20 protein-coding genes are annotated in these 17,751 nt (G+C 55.3%); 11 read left to right on the forward strand and 9 right to left on the reverse strand.

Going from position 1 to position 17,751, the window contains the following annotated elements:
* The first annotated feature begins 98 nt into the window (after positions 1-98).
* Genes rbfA through ACN0TS_RS16600 form a run of 3 tightly spaced genes read left to right on the forward strand, consistent with a single transcriptional unit; the run spans position 99 to position 1,998 of the window.
* Positions 99-524, forward strand: a complete 426-nt coding sequence (gene rbfA / locus ACN0TS_RS16590; RefSeq protein WP_417260478.1) for a 30S ribosome-binding factor RbfA — start codon at positions 99-101, stop codon at positions 522-524.
* Entirely contained in the window at positions 524-1,432 is a 909-nt protein-coding gene (truB, locus tag ACN0TS_RS16595) for a tRNA pseudouridine(55) synthase TruB (RefSeq protein ID WP_417260479.1), read from the forward strand. The genes rbfA and truB overlap by 1 nt, the downstream gene beginning before the upstream one ends.
* Positions 1,433-1,476: 44 nt before the next feature.
* On the forward strand, positions 1,477-1,998 hold the full coding sequence (locus ACN0TS_RS16600; RefSeq protein ID WP_417260480.1) for a DUF1643 domain-containing protein: 522 nt from the start codon (positions 1,477-1,479) through the stop codon (positions 1,996-1,998).
* On the opposite strand, the gene ACN0TS_RS16605 is transcribed toward ACN0TS_RS16600, so the two are convergent.
* Complete coding sequence (locus tag ACN0TS_RS16605; protein WP_417260481.1) at positions 1,995-2,990, reverse strand: calcium-binding protein; 996 nt, start codon at positions 2,988-2,990, stop codon at positions 1,995-1,997. The genes ACN0TS_RS16600 and ACN0TS_RS16605 overlap by 4 nt on opposite strands.
* 163 nt (positions 2,991-3,153) lie before the next feature.
* On the opposite strand from ACN0TS_RS16605, the gene ACN0TS_RS16610 reads away from it, so the two are divergent.
* Together ACN0TS_RS16610 and rpsO are read left to right on the forward strand one after the other, a co-directional pair.
* Positions 3,154-3,447 carry a DUF5665 domain-containing protein gene (locus tag ACN0TS_RS16610; protein WP_417260482.1) on the forward strand — a complete coding sequence of 98 codons (294 nt, stop codon included), beginning with the start codon at positions 3,154-3,156 and terminating at the stop codon, positions 3,445-3,447.
* A gap of 149 nt (positions 3,448-3,596) precedes the next feature.
* Positions 3,597-3,866, forward strand: coding sequence for a 30S ribosomal protein S15 (gene rpsO / locus ACN0TS_RS16615; protein ID WP_417260483.1), 270 nt, complete (start codon positions 3,597-3,599; stop codon positions 3,864-3,866).
* A gap of 257 nt (positions 3,867-4,123) precedes the next feature.
* Here the strand turns inward: rpsO and ACN0TS_RS16620 are convergent, their stop codons facing one another.
* Complete coding sequence (locus tag ACN0TS_RS16620) at positions 4,124-4,837, reverse strand: SGNH/GDSL hydrolase family protein (RefSeq protein WP_417260484.1); 714 nt, start codon at positions 4,835-4,837, stop codon at positions 4,124-4,126.
* 341 nt (positions 4,838-5,178) lie between these two features.
* Between ACN0TS_RS16620 and pnp the strand changes: the two genes are divergently transcribed.
* Positions 5,179-7,311, forward strand: coding sequence for a polyribonucleotide nucleotidyltransferase (pnp, locus tag ACN0TS_RS16625; RefSeq protein WP_417260485.1), 2,133 nt, complete (start codon positions 5,179-5,181; stop codon positions 7,309-7,311).
* 87 nt (positions 7,312-7,398) lie between these two features.
* Entirely contained in the window at positions 7,399-8,154 is a 756-nt protein-coding gene (locus ACN0TS_RS16630; RefSeq protein WP_417260486.1) for a glycosyltransferase family 25 protein, read from the forward strand.
* 204 nt (positions 8,155-8,358) lie between these two features.
* Here the strand turns inward: ACN0TS_RS16630 and ACN0TS_RS16635 are convergent, their stop codons facing one another.
* From ACN0TS_RS16635 to ACN0TS_RS16650, 4 genes are all read right to left on the reverse strand, one after another.
* Positions 8,359-9,048, reverse strand: a complete 690-nt coding sequence (locus ACN0TS_RS16635; RefSeq protein ID WP_417260487.1) for a glycosyltransferase family 8 protein — start codon at positions 9,046-9,048, stop codon at positions 8,359-8,361.
* Between the two features lie 108 nt (positions 9,049-9,156).
* Positions 9,157-9,810, reverse strand: a complete 654-nt coding sequence (locus ACN0TS_RS16640) for a peroxiredoxin (RefSeq protein ID WP_417260488.1) — start codon at positions 9,808-9,810, stop codon at positions 9,157-9,159.
* Between the two features lie 130 nt (positions 9,811-9,940).
* Positions 9,941-10,606, reverse strand: a complete 666-nt coding sequence (locus tag ACN0TS_RS16645) for a pseudouridine synthase (protein ID WP_417260489.1) — start codon at positions 10,604-10,606, stop codon at positions 9,941-9,943.
* A gap of 9 nt (positions 10,607-10,615) precedes the next feature.
* Positions 10,616-11,074: a GAF domain-containing protein gene (locus tag ACN0TS_RS16650; RefSeq protein WP_417260490.1), complete on the reverse strand. Its 459-nt coding sequence runs from the start codon at positions 11,072-11,074 to the stop codon at positions 10,616-10,618.
* A gap of 92 nt (positions 11,075-11,166) precedes the next feature.
* Between ACN0TS_RS16650 and ACN0TS_RS16655 the strand changes: the two genes are divergently transcribed.
* Entirely contained in the window at positions 11,167-11,511 is a 345-nt protein-coding gene (locus ACN0TS_RS16655; protein WP_417260491.1) for an STAS domain-containing protein, read from the forward strand.
* Positions 11,501-11,986 carry an ATP-binding protein gene (locus ACN0TS_RS16660; RefSeq protein WP_417260492.1) on the forward strand — a complete coding sequence of 162 codons (486 nt, stop codon included), beginning with the start codon at positions 11,501-11,503 and terminating at the stop codon, positions 11,984-11,986. Before ACN0TS_RS16655 ends, ACN0TS_RS16660 begins: the two co-directional genes overlap by 11 nt.
* 41 nt (positions 11,987-12,027) lie before the next feature.
* Here the strand turns inward: ACN0TS_RS16660 and hspQ are convergent, their stop codons facing one another.
* Complete coding sequence (hspQ, locus tag ACN0TS_RS16665; protein ID WP_417260493.1) at positions 12,028-12,354, reverse strand: heat shock protein HspQ; 327 nt, start codon at positions 12,352-12,354, stop codon at positions 12,028-12,030.
* A gap of 85 nt (positions 12,355-12,439) precedes the next feature.
* Here hspQ and ACN0TS_RS16670 point away from each other — a divergent pair, with 85 nt between their 5' ends.
* Both ACN0TS_RS16670 and ACN0TS_RS16675 read left to right on the forward strand, forming a co-directional pair.
* Positions 12,440-13,321 (forward strand): AEC family transporter, encoded by an 882-nt coding sequence (locus tag ACN0TS_RS16670; RefSeq protein ID WP_417260494.1) that lies wholly within the window; start codon positions 12,440-12,442, stop codon positions 13,319-13,321.
* 102 nt (positions 13,322-13,423) lie between these two features.
* Complete coding sequence (locus tag ACN0TS_RS16675; protein WP_417260495.1) at positions 13,424-14,008, forward strand: lytic transglycosylase; 585 nt, start codon at positions 13,424-13,426, stop codon at positions 14,006-14,008.
* An 89-nt stretch (positions 14,009-14,097) separates the two neighbouring features.
* On the opposite strand, the gene ACN0TS_RS16680 is transcribed toward ACN0TS_RS16675, so the two are convergent.
* Both ACN0TS_RS16680 and ACN0TS_RS16685 read right to left on the reverse strand, forming a co-directional pair.
* On the reverse strand, positions 14,098-14,706 hold the full coding sequence (locus ACN0TS_RS16680; protein WP_417260496.1) for a LolA family protein: 609 nt from the start codon (positions 14,704-14,706) through the stop codon (positions 14,098-14,100).
* Positions 14,707-14,805: 99 nt separating this feature from the next.
* Entirely contained in the window at positions 14,806-17,739 is a 2,934-nt protein-coding gene (locus tag ACN0TS_RS16685) for a DNA translocase FtsK 4TM domain-containing protein (RefSeq protein ID WP_417260497.1), read from the reverse strand.
* Between the last annotated feature and the right edge of the window lie 12 nt (positions 17,740-17,751).

Here is a 17,751-nt window from a genome sequence, read left to right on the forward strand (position 1 = left end):
AAACTTGCGTGAATTACGTTGCGCGTGGTTTAGCGTGCGGTTCGTTATTTGGCAAAGGCTCGCTTGCATGAACGGGCAATCACGACTATCTCGCCCCTATGGCAAAACGATCTCATACAAGCGGGCCAAGTGGCTCGCACCGCACTCTTCGCATTGGCGAAGCCATCCGCAGGCGTCTGTCGGAGCTTTTGTCGCGTGGCGAAATCCATGACCCTGACCTCACGATGATGTCCATCACTGTGGGCGAGGTGCGCGTGTCACCCGACTTGCGTGTGGCCACGGCCTTTGTGCTGCCCTTGGGCGGTAAGGATGCGGAAACCGCGCTTTTGGCGCTGCGCCGCAACCGTGGCGAAATCCGCCACCACATCGGTAAGGCCTTGGGCATCAAGCATACGCCCGAACTACGCTTTGCGCTCGACGACACCTTCGATCGCATGGACGCGACCCGTCGTATGTTTGCCGATGAGCGCGTGCAACGCGACATCAACAAGACCGACACCCCAGAGACCGACGAGGACGAATAATGGCCCGACGCAAAAAGGGCCGCGCGCTCCACGGTTGGTTAATCGTGGACAAACCCGCAGGCATGACCTCGACCTCCGTTGTGAACAAAGTTCGCTGGGCGCTGAACGCGCAAAAAGCGGGCCACGCCGGCACGCTTGATCCCGATGCGACGGGTGTTTTGGCTGTGGCCCTTGGCGAGGCGACAAAGACCGTTCCCTTCATCACCGATGCGTTGAAATGCTACCGCTTTTCCGTGCGTCTCGGCCAAGCCACCAACACCGATGATGCCGAAGGCGAAGTCCTGTCCGAAAGCGATATGCGCCCCACGGATGATGAAATCAAATCTGCGCTTAAGCCGTTTCGCGGCGACATCATGCAGGTGCCACCAAAATTTTCCGCTGTCAAAATTGACGGCGAACGCGCCTACAAACTGGCCCGCGACGAGACAGACTTCGAGATCGCGGCCCGCCCGCTATACGTGGATGAATTAAGCTTTATCGAGCGCGTAGATGCCGACCACGTTGTGCTTGAAATGGTCTGCGGCAAAGGCGGCTATGTCCGCTCTATTGCCCGTGATCTCGGCGAGGCTTTGGGCTGTTTTGGCCACGTTGAATGGCTACGGCGTGAATGGTCGGGGCCGTGGGAGGCCTCTGACGGGATTTCTATTGCCACCATCGACGAGCACGCCAAGACAGAAGCCCTCGACGCCTATATCCGTCCCGTCCAGGAAGGGCTTTCCGATCTGGACGAAGTGCGCTGCACCCCCGACGGCGTGATCCGTCTGGGCAACGGCAATCCGGGCATGGTTTACCCTGCGGATGGCGTCGAATACGGCGACGAAGTGTGGGCCTCGTTCGAGGGGCAGCCCGTTGCCGTGGGCGTCTACAAGTCCGGTGAATTGCACCCTAGCCGCGTGTTCAACCTCTAAGCACCCCACTTGCACCACGCACCGCAAACGGTCATTCATACCCCATGATCACACGCACGCATATCAAAGGCGACGCGCCCTCGGTCGCGGTCTATTCCGACTGTGAAAAGTACCGCTATGCCCTGACCCGCACATGGGATGAACAGGGGCGAAAGGTGCTGTTCGTTATGTTGAATCCGTCAACGGCAACCGAAGTGCAAAACGATCCGACCGTTGAACGCTGTGAACGCCGCGCCCGCGCGCTTGGGTTCGGGGCGTTTTGTGTCACCAATATTTTTGCGTGGCGCGATACGGACCCCAAAAAAATGCGCGCCGCAAAAGACCCCATTGGCCCCGAAAACGATGCAACTATTTTGGAATGGAGCCACTGGGCTGATAGCATCATTTGCGCGTGGGGGACGCATGGCGCTCATCTCGCGCGCGGCGCACAAGTCGAAGAATTGCTGCGAAAAACGGGGCGGGAGTTAAATCATCTCGGCCTGTCAAAAGCAGGGCATCCCAAACACCCGCTGTACATCGCCTATGAAAAACAGCCCGAGATCTGGCTACCCAAAGAGAGCATTTAAACGCCTGACAATACAATAATATTTGGGTCTAAGTTTGCGATGCCCGTCACGGTGGCAACAACAACCTCGTTGATCACGATTTCACTTGAAAGACCATCATCAGTCTGCGCCACGGACAAGTCGACAGGACCACTTGCGGCGGTAACTGCATCCACCTCGATTGTAATGACGTCAACCAAAGGATCAAATTCGGCGATTTCAATCGTCGGCTGACCCACCGCAGAATCGAATTCCATGACGAAAGTATCGGTGCCTTCGCCGCCTTCAAGGTAATAACTCGCCTGCGCATCCTGTCCCGCGACCAAGGTATCATCGCCTTCGCCACCGTTCAGAATTGCAGATCCATCCCCCGCATAGAGCGCGTCATTGCCCGCGTTCCCGAACGCAATCGCAGCATCATCACCAAGGCCAACGGTGTCGTCTCCAGCGCCGCCCTCGACAATATTGAGCGTGCCTTCCGTGGTCAGCGTGGCGCCTCCCTCGTCAACGGCGAAAGTTGCATCTGTGCCACCTTGTTGACGGTCATCGGGGAGAACAAGCTCGTCTCCGTCATCATCAAGAATATAATTGACCGTCTCGCCGCTCAAATCGCCTGTGACGTTATCGTCTTCGGCATTGGGCAGCAGGACATCATCCTCGTCGGAGCCGGCAGGTCCGGCGAAGGCCTCGGTCTCGGGATCGGTGGATGTCGTGGGGGAATCATCTTCGGACCCCGTTGGTCCAGGGGTTGCGGCCACATCGGGATCATTGGGCTCGATCACTTCCTCTTCGGAAGTGTCATCCTCTGACACGTCAAAGGGCATTCCGCGCAAAGCGGCTGTTGGGGAATTTAGGAAAAAATCTATGCTTTCCGAAGAGTTATCGGCATCCGTCTCCTTGGCGGGAGAGGGTTGCGCATCATCAGACACAGCACCCTCATCAGGTGCATCGTTTTCGTCTCCAAACAGGAACGCTGCTGGAAGAACCCCCAGAATCGCCAAAGCCCACAACATGTCAAACCCCACTAAATATGGGCGCCTTTTACCGTATGTTTGTCTTTTCGCTAAGTGAAAGATGCCGAAAATGTTAACTAAACCACTGTTAATCTTCACTAATTATTTTCAAACAACACTCTAGGCCATTGTTTTCTCTGCAAATTCACCTATCCTCCCGCCAATGACAGATACAAAATTGCAACCTGACGAGCTTGAAGCCCTCACAGCCGAAGTTCGCCGCCTTAATGAACATCGCTTCGTTAAAATCCATAACTCCACATGGAAACTTATGTGGTTTCAATTACTTAGAGGACTTGCTTTCGGATTTGGATCGGTGGCAGGCGCGACGATCCTTGTCTCCATTTTCGGGTTTATTCTCAACCAGATGGAGGTGGTTCCCATTGTCGGCGAATGGGCCAAACAACTGGCAACCGAGATCATGAGCGAAACACAGCGGATAGAAACGGGCCAGTAACGCCACAAGGCTCACAAACCTCTTCCTTTTTGCAAAGAATCCGCCTATACGCCCCCATCCGTATGGAAACATGCGGTGTTTCATGGGCCTTGCTGGACGACATCCCGGCCTGCGCCGTCTTCGTACCCTAACCTTTAAAGGAGACCCCGATGTCGATTACTGCAGAAGAAAAAGCACGCCTTATCAAAGAGTTCGGCACTAAAGAAGGCGACACTGGTTCGCCCGAAGTTCAGATCGCCATTCTCTCTTCGCGTATCGCGACGCTCACCGAGCACTTTAAAACCCATAAGAAAGACAACCACGGTCGCCGTGGCCTTCTCATGATGGTTGCAAAGCGCCGTAAGCTTCTCGACTACACGAAATCCAAAGACGAAGCACGTTACCAAGACCTTATCAAGCGTCTCGGCATCCGTCGCTAAGCTGACAGATATTTTGCGAAAAGCGCGTCCCTTGGGGCGCGCTTTTTTCATGCGTATTCCCCATCTCTTCGGATTCGTTTTTTACCAACTTTCAGGCTCGATCTTTGCTAAGTTTCATATCTTTGGGGCAGGCTATTCATAGAGATTCATATCTTTAAGGCGCGGGGTTTAAACAATTTCCCGCCGCAAATCGCCACCACAAGGCCCCATCGCACCCACGACAGACCGCGCGACACCGTCCTTTTCAGCCTGAAATGTCAGCGCGTCTTGTCGGCCTTTCGGATGATCTCGGCCACATGCGTTCCAATAATCCGCGAGGCTTTGACGGACGGGTGGATCATGTCGATCCCGTGCATGGAGCGATCACCATGCGGGGTGAGCTTGGCCAGTGATAGGAACGTCACGCCCGCATCCCGCTGCGCGATCTTGGCAATACGGGCCTCAAGCGTGTTGCCCATTGGCAAACAGGCATCGATCACAGAATCCACCCCTGGACTGCGCAGATAGCCGATGTAGACCACGCGCGCCCCAGTGGCGCGAATGCGCGAGATGAGTTTGGGGATATCACCCTGTTGTCCTTCGGGACCAATCATACGTTCAATACGGCGATCACAGGCGTGGCATCCGCATCCGAGGAACAAATCGTTCCCCCCGCCCGTCATAATCACCCAGTCCCAACCTTTTGGCTTGAACTGGCTCTCGATACGCATCCCCAAGGCGCCCGTAATGGGGAGCGCATAAACAATCTTGGCCCCGACCACAGAGTGGTTAACGACGGGTTCGCCAAGTTGCTCGGCCACCACATCCGCAATGGATTGCCCCGTCGCCCCATGCCACGCCATGAGGGAGTCACCGATGGCGAGGATTTTCGCAGGGCCCGCCGTGGTCTCGCGGGCTGTCTCCTCGGCATAACCCTCCGACGCCAAACAGGTGGCGACAACGAGAGCCAAAGTCAAAATGATCGAACGCATGGGAGTGACCCTTTCCTCAAAACCAAAACCGCCATCGCCAAGAAGAGGCATGCGAGAAATGTCTAACAAGCTGACGCGCACATCTAAACAAAAAGTGCATATCTCTCGCACCCGCATGGCAATCTGCGCGGCCTGAGCGACACAATGGACGCAATTATGCCCCTTCATGCAGCCTCTTCCCAAAAGCGCCATTTTGCTATATGTGCGCGGTATATCTGAGACGTGTGTGTGACGACCCCCGCGCAACGAATGATAGATACGAGGGGTCGGCGGCAATTCGGCCGCCATATATAACGGGAGACCCGACAGGGGTCGGGAGTGCTCCCAATTAGGATAGCTAGATGTTCAACGAAGTGAAAAAATCCATCCAGTGGGGCGAAGAAACGCTGACACTGGAAACGGGCAAAGTGGCCCGTCAAGCTGACGGAACCGTCATCGCCACTCTGGGCGAGACCTCCGTGATGGCAAACGTAACGTTCGCCCGCGAGCAAAAACCGGGGCAGGACTTCTTCCCGCTCACGGTCCACTACCAAGAGAAATATTACGCAGCTGGTAAAGTTCCAGGTGGCTTCTTCAAACGTGAAGCCCGCCCAACGGAAAAAGAAACCCTGACTGCACGCCTGATCGACCGTCCGATCCGTCCACTTTTCGCACCGGGCTTCAAAAACGAAGTTCTCGTGATGTGTACCGTTCTGTCCCACGACCTCGTCAACGATCCTGACGTTGTGGCGATGATTGCAGCATCCGCAGCGCTGACACTCTCTGGCGCACCGTTTATGGGCCCAATCGCCTGTGCGCGTGTTGGCTATGAAGATGGCGAATACATCCTCAACCCAACCGTTGATGATATGCACATGCTGCGCAGCAACCCCGAGCAACGTCTCGATCTGGTTGTCGCAGGCACCAAAGAAGCCGTGATGATGGTGGAATCGGAAGCCTATGAGCTGTCCGAAGACGAAATGCTCGGCGCTGTGAACTTTGCTCACGAGCAAATCCAGCCTGTTATCGACCTGATCATTGATCTGGCCGAAGACGCCGCCAAAGAGCCATTTGAATTTGCTGCTCCTGATTATTCCGAACTCTTTGAGGTCGTGAAAAAAGCAGGCGAAGCGCAGATGAAAGCGGCCTATGCGATCACGGACAAGCAAGAGCGCACCGCCGCTGTTGCCGCCGCGAAAGAAGCAATCAAAGCGACGCTGACCGAAGATCAACTCGAAGACGGCAACCTCTCCGCCGCCCTCAAGAAACTAGAAAGCTCGATCCTGCGCGGTGTGGTTGTCAAAGAAGGCAAGCGTATCGACGGTCGTGCATTGGACGAAATTCGTCCGATCGTGTCCGAGACAGGTATCCTGCCCCGTACCCACGGTTCCGCTCTGTTCACCCGCGGTGAAACACAGGGCCTCGTGGTCACAACACTCGGCACGGGCGACGACGAGCAAATGATCGACGCGCTCACCGGCACCTACAAATCGAACTTCATGCTGCACTATAACTTCCCACCCTACTCGGTCGGTGAAGTTGGTCGTGTATCCGGCCCAGGCCGTCGTGAAATCGGTCACGGGAAACTGGCATGGCGTGCGCTTCAGGCTGTTCTGCCTGCGCCAACCGACTTCCCTTACACCATCCGCGTTGTGTCCGAGATCACCGAATCCAACGGTTCGTCTTCGATGGCGTCCGTTTGTGGTGGTTCCTTGTCCATGATGGATGCGGGCGTTCCGCTCAAATCCGCTGTGGCTGGTGTGGCTATGGGTCTGATCTTGGAGGACGATGGCGAATACGCGATCCTCTCCGACATCTTGGGTGACGAAGATCACTTGGGCGACATGGACTTTAAAGTGGCAGGGACCGAATCCGGTATCACCTCGCTGCAAATGGACATCAAAGTCGCAGGCATCACGCCAGAGATCATGGGCAAAGCCCTCGCTCAAGCAAAAGCGGGCCGTTTGCACATCCTCGGTGAGATGAACAAAGCGCTGTCCGGCGCAGGTGACTTCTCTGTTCACGCTCCACGCATCGAGACCATGCAGATCCCAACGGATAAAATCCGCGAAGTGATCGGCTCTGGCGGTAAAGTCATCCGCGAGATCGTCGAAGTGTCCGGCGCGAAAGTCGACATCAACGACGAAGGCATCATCAAGATTGCATCGCCAAACGGTGACGCGATCCAGAAAGCCTACGACATGATCCACTCGATCGTCGCAGAGCCTGAGGTTAACAAGATCTACAAAGGTAAAGTCGTGAAGGTCGTCGATTTCGGCGCATTCGTGAACTTCTTTGGCAAGCGTGACGGCCTCGTGCACGTCTCCCAGATCGAAAACCGTCGCCTGAACCACCCATCCGACGTGCTCAAAGAAGGTCAGGAAGTTTACGTCAAACTTCTCGGCTTTGATGACCGCGGCAAGGTGCGTCTGGCCATGAAAATGGTCGATCAGGAAACTGGCGCGGAAATCACCGAAGAGAAGAAAGAGGACTAATCCTCCCTACCCTTCGAACACCATTAGGAATCCCCGCTGGCAACAGCGGGGATTTTTGCATATAAATGCCCAAAATTGGGGACGCCGATGCCGAAACTTCTTACGCTTTTGATCAACCTTGACGGATCAGATGACCGCCTATCGCATGCCAAAGCCCAACTTAGCCAAGTTGGAATAGAAGCAGAACGTGTGCCCGCCTGTGATGCACGAGGCAAATCGCCCGCCAGCTTTGAAGAGTATGATCCCGCGCGGGCCATTCGGAATTTTTCACGCCCTATGACGGGTGGCGAAATAGGCTGCTACAAAAGCCACCTTCAATGTGTCGAACGATTCCTCAACAGCGATTGCGACTACGCACTGGTCTTAGAAGACGACTTGGCGTTTACCGATAACGCACAACAAACCATTCAGGACCTCATCGCAAAACTGGATGCAGGGTTGGTTCCAGATTGGGAGTTGGTCAATCTCGGGAATACCTCTCGCAAGTTCAACAGACCGATCTCCGACGTCAACGGTCATTCCCTTGAACACGCGTTCTACTTCCCCACATTGGCTACGGCCCTCTTGTGGTCGAGAAGTGGGGCAGAAGCCTTCTATGCGACACGGAGGACTATCTACGCACCCGTAGATGAATTCTTCAAACAGTTTATGACCAAACGCGGTCTCGGGCTGTGCCTCAATCCCCCTTGCGTCTTAACCTCAGGCGCACCGAGTGAAATCGACAATGTCGATTCTGGTGCGCGCCAACGTCCACAACACACACCAGCTTATTTTTGGGCAGAGTTCAAACGTCAATCAAAAAATTATTTTTATGCATTCCGAAACCTCCGGAAATCGCGCTGAATTCGTTCCATAACCGGCATTCCCTTAAAAAAGATCTTGTCCCAATAATACCTTAAGGCGGGATCGTGCTTTTTGGTAACGCAGATAAACACCTAGGCCACGATGAATAACGGAAACTCTAAATCTATGCCACGGCTTATACCAACCGGGAAAATGCTGAATGATCCCCGCGTCATTTGCCACCATGCCCACATCCAAACCAAGCTAGTTTTCGAAACGATGATGCGGCTTGACCTTACCCCATGCAGCGTTCCAACAGCCATCTAAAATCAATGTACGGCCTTTAAACAATACGTTCAGATGATCTTGATCCAAATAGTCGTAAGCTCCGGCAGCTCGCATATCGGTCATCGAAAAATTTAATTCCTTATCCGCTCGTATCGCATTGCAATCAATAAGCAATACCCCCGCCTTAAAATAATCCGATGCAGGTCGCGGAGACATGATACCAGAAAAATACTCGTAAGGCTTATTTTTACCGCACAAATAATATAGCACCATAAAATCCCGCACGACACCAATCGGTTTTCCTTGCATATCCAAATCAAAAAGTGGGGCAACATCTCCCTCAACCAATATGTCGCCATCCAAATACAACACTCGTCCTTCTACCCAAGTCGGCAAAAACATACGGCCCAACGTCACGAGCGCAATACGAGGGTCTTTTCTCTCCATTCCAGCAAACAGATCAGAGGTTAAAACATGCATACATAGATTCGCGTTGCTATGATGTGCGATAACAAGTTCTAGATCTCGCAGCCCTTCTTTCGTCAATTCATGGTCCACGAAATGCACAACGACATGTGAGTTCGTGTGTCTCAATGGCGAATCCACAGCCGTCAAGGTCGGTGTCAAGAAACCCATATCAGTGACAAAGGCAACGTTAATAGACATGGCTGAGTGTTCAACAACTCATTGGAAAAACTAAAACACCTTGTGGTTTAGAAAAGTCATAACCACAAGGTGTTTAGTCGATAGGTGCTCATCTAGAGCGAAAACCGCTTACTTCGGATCTTTTGCAAACCGCAGGTAGGGCAGTTTCTTGTCGAGGTCGCCGTATTTCTCGGTCGCGGCAGCATCGTCAAGGGAGAGGGCGACGATGACGTCTTGGCCTGTTTCCCAGTTGGCAGGTGTCGCCAGAGGCTGACCGTAGGTGCGTTGCAGACCGTCGAGGGCGCGCAGGACTTCGGCGAAATTGCGGCCAACCGACATCGGGTATGTCATGATCAGCTGCACTTTTTTGTCAGGTGAAACGATGAAGACCGAACGCACGGTGGCAGTGTCTGCGGGGGTGCGGCCATCGGGGAGGAAAGCCTCGGCGGGCAGCATGTCAAAGGCTTTGGCGACGGCGAGGTCAGTATCAGCCACAATCGGGAAACCCGCCTTGGTGCCTGCAAAGCTTTCGATGTCGCCTTTCCAGCCTTTATGCTCTTCGGCGCTATCAACGGAGACGCCGAGCACCTTGGTGTTGCGGGCCGCCCATTCGTCGGCAAGCTGTGCAACCGCACCAAATTCCGTGGTGCAGACAGGCGTGTAATCTTTGGGGTGCGAGAAAATCACCATCCAGCTGTCACCAACATAGTCGTGCAGTTTCAGCTCGCCGAGATCGGTTTGAACGGTGAGGTTCGGGATGATGTCGTTGATACGAAGGCCCATGGTCGTCTCCTCTGTCATTATGAAGGTCTTACCCCACAACATAAGGGTCTCACCCCACTTTGAAAGAGGGGGAGAACAGGAAAGACCAGCGTTCGCGACAATCTGTCTCGCTTGGAACGGGACGCCTCAATTAGAAGGGGCATTTGGACGTAAACGACATGCCCTTGCCCCCATCGGGATGACGAAATTTCAGGTTTTCCGCATGTAGCATGAGTCGCGGCGCATCAAGCGCCTCGCCCGTCGCATAGAACGGATCGCCCAAAATCGGATGGCCAATGGCAAGCATATGGACGCGCAACTGGTGCGAGCGGCCTGTCTTGGGGAATAGGCGCACACGGGTGGCAGGGACGTCATCCTCATAGCGCTGCACGCGCCAATCGGTGATCGCTTGCTTTCCCGTCTCGTGGCAGACCATTTGGCGCGGGCGGTTGGGCCAATCCACGATGAGCGGCAGGTCCACCGTCCCCGTGCGTTCCGCGATCTTGCCGTAGACCCGCGCCAGATAGGTCTTTTTCGTCTGCCGTTTTTCAAACTGCAAACCGAGGTGACGTTGGGCATGGCGCGTCAGGGCAAAGACCATGACGCCGCTTGTATCGCGGTCAAGCCGATGGACCAAAAGCGCCTCAGGAAAGGCAGCCTGCACCCGCGCGATCAGGCAATCGGACAGGTGTTCGCCTTTGCCAGGAACGGACAAGAGGCCCGCTGGCTTTCCAACGATCAACACCTCATGGTCGGCGTGGATCACGTCGAGAGGCACATCGGGCGGGGTGTAGTCGGAGAAGGTCATCGGGGTCATGTGCTGCGCCTAACACGCGGGAGCGACATCCGCAAAGACCTGATCGAGGAGGGCTTGCAACCGCGTGGCGTCCGCCTGCGTAAAAGCAGCGGGAAGATCGCTATCTATATCGAACACGGCAATGAGGTCACCCGACGCATTGCGCACGGGCAGGACCAATTCGGAGCGCGTAGAGGACGCACAGGCGATGTGCCCCGCGAAGGCCTCGACATCATCGACCAGTTGCGCCTCACCCGTGCGTGCACAGGCCCCGCAAACGCCGCGCGAGAATGGAATGACAAGACAACCGTGGCCACCCTGATAGGGGCCGATTTTCATCAACTCAGGCGCAACAACGCGGTAAAAGCCCGTCCAATGAAAGCGCTCATCACTATGATGCACTTCGCAAGCCAATGTGGCCATGAGCGCGACCGCATCCGTTTCGCCCTGCGTGAGCGCGGTAACCCGTTGCTCCAATCCGTCATCCATATGCTTAAAATCCTTCCTATCTTGAGGCGCGCATACCCGCTCTTAACGTTTTGCACCTAACCTCACAAAGACTTTGAATAATAGGTAGAGCGATGAAACTAACCCACAAAGATTTTGACGATCTTCGCCTGATTACTGTCGAAGAGGACCGTATTGATGCGGCGAGTGCCATTAAATTCAAAGATGGGATTCGAAATCTGACGCAAGGCGCGCCTGATCGCGTGTTGCTTGATCTCGCACAGGTCGGCTTTCTCGATAGCTCGGGCCTTGGGGCGGTGGTCGCCTGTTTGAAAGCACTCGACAATGGCATGACCCTCGAACTCGCAGCCCTGCAACCGCCTGTTGAGCGGGTCTTTCATCTGACACGCATGGACACAGTCTTTAAAATCCACCCCTCCGTTTCCGATGCCACCACGGGGTTAGCGCATGCGTCTTGAGATCGACGACATTCACGCTAAGCCTGCGGAACACGCGATGCTGTGCGTTGCAATGAATGCCTCGAACACGTCCGTTCGCAAAGCGTTGCAATCGTTGAAAACAGCGCTTTCCGAGCGCGGTTTCCTGCCCGAGGAAATCACATCTATCGAACTTGTTCTGGCGGAGACGCTCAACAACATCGTTGAACACGCCTATTGTGATTTGGGCGAAGGCCCAATCAACGTCAAAATTAGTGAAGAGCCGAATGGTTTGATCTTCCAAGTGATGGATCGGGGCCGACCGATGCCGAACGGTCAACCACCCTTGGGCATCCTTGCGGCCATCGACGATAACATTGCCGAACTGCCTGAAGGCGGGTTTGGATGGTTCCTCATCCGCGAATTGGCCCATGATCTCGTTTACGAACACGACGGGACGTCAAACGTCTTCAGCTTCCGCATGAATATCGCCACAGAAAACGGCGCACACCTTTAGCCGAGCCCTCTAGCCCAGCACGCACAGACATTCCCGCGACATTAGTTCAGATGAAAATGCAGCGGATAGGTCCCGTCCTCGAACGGTCCGAACAAATCGGGCAGATCGGGATGTTCCACAGGAACCCCCGAATAATCCGCAATCAGGTTTTGTTCTGACACATAGGCGAGGTAGTAGCTTTCCTCGTTTTCTGCGAGCAAATGATAGAACGGCTGATCTTTCTCGGGACGGCTCGCCTCCGGAATATTGTCATACCACTCTTCTGTTTTCGAATAGATAGCATCCACATCAAAAACCACACCGCGAAAGCTGTGCTTTCGGTGTTTAACGACTTGTCCCAGATGATATTTGGCGCGCGTCTTTAGCATGACATTGCAACCCCCGTTTCTGGTTAGTAGACCTTTAACCCTGCGGCTGTCCACGGTGGGGGGCCAAAAATCTAGGAAACAGTCTGTGCAGCTTGTTTTAACAGTCCTTGAAATTGTCGCCCCTGTCTTCATCCTCGCCCTCATCGGATTCACATGGGTAAAAGCGGGCCACGAGTACCGGATTGAGTTCGTCACACGACTGACAATGACCCTTTCGATCCCCGCTCTGATCTTTGTCGCATTGGTGAATGCCAAGATTGATCCAGCGGCTTTGACCTCGCTTTTCCTCGCCGCCGTGGTTGCCTTTGCCGCCGTCACCATTGTTGCCTTTGTCGTCGTCAAAGTGCTCAAAATGGACGTTCGCACCTATCTCGCGCCGCTTATTTTCGGCAACACGGGCAACCTAGGCCTGCCCTTGGCCTACTTCGCCTTCGGTGACGAGGGTCTCAGCTACGCCGTGATCGTCTTTGCCGTGATGGCGCTTTGGTCCTTCACCTTTGGTGTTTACGTGACCGCCGGCGGCGGACATCCGGGCAAGGTGATCAAAGAACCGCTTGTCGGTGCTACCGTTCTGGGCGGATTGTTCTTGTGGCAGGGGTGGACGCTACCCACCTTTGCGATGAATACACTCGACATGTTGGGCCAGATCGCCATCCCCGTGATGCTGATCACGCTGGGCGTCGCGGTCGCCCGTCTCCAAGTCAAAAGCATGGGACGTGCGGTGGCCCTGTCCATCGGCAAGGTCATTTTATGTGCAGGTATCGCCGCCATCATCGGGTCGTGGTTCGATCTCGCCGCCGTTCCCTTTGCGGTTTTGGTGGTCCAGATCGCAACGCCCGTTGCCGTGACATCTTACATGTTGGCGGAAAAATACGGCGCTAAATCCCAAGAGGTCGCAGGCCTCGTCGTGGCCTCAACGCTGTTATCGGTGGTTTACCTACCCATTTTGCTCGGTTTGCTTCTCTAATTTCCGCCGACAGACCTCACGATCACGGGAAAGACATTTTACCAACGCGTGAAATCAGGTAGTGTTGAAAAAAAGACAATAAAAAACACTCGAGAGGCAGTCATGCGTAAAGCACTCCAAACAGTCGCACTGTTGGTATTGGTGTCGGCTTGCGGAAGCGGCAATCATTCCGCGCCGCGAAACCTAGACAATGCGTGCTCCATTGTGAGCCAACACCCCTCCTATCTGCGTGCGATGAAGCGTACCGAGCGCAAATGGGGCATCCCCGTTCACGTTCAGATGGCAACAATCTATCAAGAAAGTAAATTCATCGGCAATGCTCGCACGCCCTTCCGCTTTGTGCTTGGCGTGATCCCGATGGGCCGTCAAAGCTCCGCCTATGGCTATGCACAGGCGCTTGACGCCACATGGGACGAGTACCGCAAATCCGAAGGTGGGCTTGGCGCCCGCCGCGACCGCATTACCGACGCGACCGATTTTATGGGGTGGTACATGGATCAATCAACGGAGCAGCTGGGCATTTCCAAATCCGACGCCCGCGCCCAATACCTCGCCTATCACGAGGGTCGCACAGGCTATAAACGTGGCAGCTACCGTGCGAAGTCGTGGTTGATGCGCGTCGCATCGGAAGTCGGATCACGCTCGACCACCTACGCCTCACAGCTGAGAGCCTGCGGCAAAGCCTGACATTGCGCAGAGCACACAGTTTTCAAACGACAAAAGGGCGTCCCTCATAGGGCGCCCTTTTGCATATCGGAACATCGTGAATTTAGGAGTTAGTCGAGCGGCGTGCCACGTCTGTTGGCTTCGGCGTGGATGTTAAACTGGCCATCCGAGACCTTGCCGCCAAGGCGCATTTTGGTCAGCTGCACCGTGGTCGATCCGCCCGTGTCGTCATGCACAACCCATGCCTTGAGAACGGGCGTGTCGCTAAATATGAGATCAATCGAGCCATATTCGGGGTGCGCGGGATCTTGTGCGCGGACAATCGTGTCGCCATTTTGCTCTGTATGCGAGACCACCATACGGGCCTGTGACAGGTTGACGTTGTTCTTGAGAATGAGGTTGAGTGGCGTTTTCGACAATGGGAAGCGCTGCGGCGGCTCATTGGAGCCTGCATCAAACACACCGACCTGACCGCCCGAAGTCAGAACCAAATCCTTTGACCCCGCATATTCCAGACGCATCCGACCAGGCCGTTTGATCGTCAGCACACCTTTAGAGCGCGAGCCGTCATCATTGGTCTGCACAAAATCGGCCGTCACCGTACCGAGTGTGTTGAGATAGTTGGACAACTGGTCGAGCGAAAGTTTCTCGGCCGCAGCAGGGACGGCGAGAGACAACACAAAAAGGGCGGGCGCCAAAGCGATACGAAATAAAGTCATGAAATAGATATAGGCACGCCACGAAAGGCTTTCACCTAAAAAGAAATCACGCGGACATAATTCCGCGTGATTTCATGTTTCAGACTGTCGGAGTGGCCCCTAGTTTTCGGGCACGAGAATTTCGCGTTTCCCGACGTGGTTGGCCGAGGAAACGACGCCCTCGTCCTCCATCTGCTCCACAAGGCGCGCGGCCTTGTTATAGCCGATCGACAGCTTGCGCTGGATGTAGGAGGTCGAACACTTGCGGTCTTTGACCACGATGGCCACAGCCGTATCGTAGAGCGCATCCTCACCGTCAGTATTGCCACCTGTGGATAGGCCAAGCACGGCGTCGATATCGCTTTCCTTATCGCCGGGAGGGCCCTCGACCACACCACCGACATAGTCAGGTGGGCCGTAGGCTTTGAGATAGGAAACGACCTTTTCCACCTCTTCGTCCGAAACAAACGGCGCGTGGCATCGTGTGATCCGACCGCCACCACCCATGAAGAGCATATCGCCCATGCCCAAAAGCTGCTCGGCGCCCTGCTCACCCAAGATGGTGCGGCTGTCGATTTTCGAGGTCACTTGGAAGGAGATACGAGTTGGGAAGTTGGCCTTGATCGTACCGGTGATAACATCCACCGACGGGCGTTGTGTTGCCATGATCAAGTGAATACCCGAGGCCCGCGCCATCTGCGCAAGACGTTGGATACAGGCTTCGATCTCCTTGCCCGCGACCATCATCAGGTCGGCCATCTCGTCGACGATAACGACGATGTATGGAAGCGTTTCAGGTTGGAATTCCTCGGTCTCGAAGATCGGATCACCCGTCTCGTCGTCAAAACCCGTCTGCACGGTGCGCGAGAACAATTCGCCTTTCTCAAGCGCGTCTTTCACGCGGCCATTGTAACCGTCGATATTGCGCACGCCCATTTTGGACATTTTGCGGTAGCGGTCTTCCATTTCGGCAACCGCCCATTTGAGCGCCACAACCGCCTTTTTCGGGTCGGTCACAACCGGCGACAACAAATGCGGGATGCCGTCATAAACCGACAGCTCCAACATTTTCGGGTCGATCATAATCAGGCGGCATTCCTCTGGCGTCAGCTTATAAAGCAACGACAGGATCATGGTGTTGATCGCAACGGATTTACCCGAGCCCGTTGTCCCTGCGATCAGCAGGTGGGGCATCTTGGCGAGGTTGGTCACAACGGGGTCGCCACCAATGTCCTTACCCAAGGCGAGTGGCAATTTCTGGTTACCGTCTCCAAAGTCACGGGTCGACAGGATTTCACGGAACGACACGGTTTCGCGATGTTCGTTCGGCAGCTCTATCCCGATAACCGAACGGCCCGGAACGGTGGACACACGCGCGGAGAGCGCCGACATCGACCGCGCAATGTCATCGGCCAGACCGATAACGCGTGAGGCCTTAAGACCTGGTGCAGGTTCAAGCTCATACATCGTCACAACAGGGCCAGGACGGACCGAGACGATCTCGCCTTTGACGCCGTAATCATCGAGCACGCTTTCGAGCATCCGCGCATTCTCTTCGAGCGCCTCATCCGACAGCGTGTGACGTTCGATATTAATCGGATTGTCCAACAGCGACAGAGGCGGAATCTCGTATTCGGCCTCTTTAGGATCGAATTTCAGCGCGGGTTGCGCCTCGGCTTGCGCCCGTTTCGACGGGGTCACAGGCTTGCGCACAGGGTGCTGCACAACCTTTTTCGCCTCTGGAATAGCGGGGGCGGATGCGGCACGTGGTGTTTGCGGAGCGATATATTCGGGCACATCAAGCGGCACGACAACAGGCTCATCGTCCGCACCTGCATATGGGTCGGCATACTCCATCGGAGTATCGGCCTGTTGTTGTTCGGCAAAAGCCGAGGAGGCCGCGGCTTGGGAAGGCTCCGCAAGGATCATTGGTGCGGGGCCTTTCTTGTAACGGGCAGCGGCCTTTTGCGCAGCCGTCAAGGGTGGCTCGACACGTTCAGACGTCTCCACCGCAGGCGTGGACCCTGCACGCGCACGCGAGCTGATGATGTTCGAAATTTTCGCGGAGATCCGTTGATTGGTTCCCTGTGTCACAGGAGGCTCGGGGGCAAGCTCAGGCTCGATCAATTCAGGTTCGAGATCATATTGCAGCTCCGGAGTGCGCTTGAGCAACGTGCCAAACAGCGACGGCTTTGTCACTGCAGGTTCGGCAGGATAGGCGGCAGAGGGCGCAGGCGCGGGAGCGACAACATGCGCATCGGCACGCACCACACGCGGCGCGGCGGCGGGGGCCGCCTGAGCATATTGCGCCTCGGTAGCGGCCTGCAATTCAGCGGCTTCCACTGCAGCAAGACGACGGGCCTCACGACGCTCGGCCGCGCGGGTCGCCATCTGTTGCGTTACGGAAACCGACCCTTTCGCTGTCCGACCCATGATGTGCAAGAGAACGGCATAGGCCGAGACAACACCAATGATGAGGAACCGCAGAACGGCGTTCAATTCAAGGCGGGTAAAGCCAAGCACGAACAACGTCACCGCAATGGTTGCGACGAGGCTGACAAAGGTCATCACCTTCAAGGACAGAGCGGCCCCCAATGGCAATAGCTGAACAAGCGCCCCAAGAGCGGTGTCCCCGAACAAGCCACCAAAACCCTGTGTCGAAGTGCCATAAGAAGAGGCGAAAACGGCGGCGATGGCGATGGCTATCGGGGCGAAGACGGAACGCGACAGGCCACGTTCGGCACCACGGTGAAGCACAAACCGCAGACCCCAAGCCGCGAACGCCAAGGGAATACCCCAAGAGGCGTAGCCGACCACTATCATCAGCGGCGAGGCAATCGTCGCACCGGGGCGGCCAAGAATGTTTTGAACAGGCGCTTCGGTCACCGAAATCCACGAGGGATCTTCAGGCACATAGGAGCCAAGCATCAAGGCAAACAGGAGCGCCACAGCCAGAAGGCCAATGCCGATAAGCTCCTTGCCACGCCGCTCCAGAACGGCTTGCGTGTTGCGATCGAAAAGAGGGTCTCTCCCACGTGCTTGATATGATGCCATCTTTGCCTCTTT

This window comes from Celeribacter sp. (assembly GCF_048266405.1).
Taxonomy (GTDB): domain Bacteria; phylum Pseudomonadota; class Alphaproteobacteria; order Rhodobacterales; family Rhodobacteraceae; genus Celeribacter.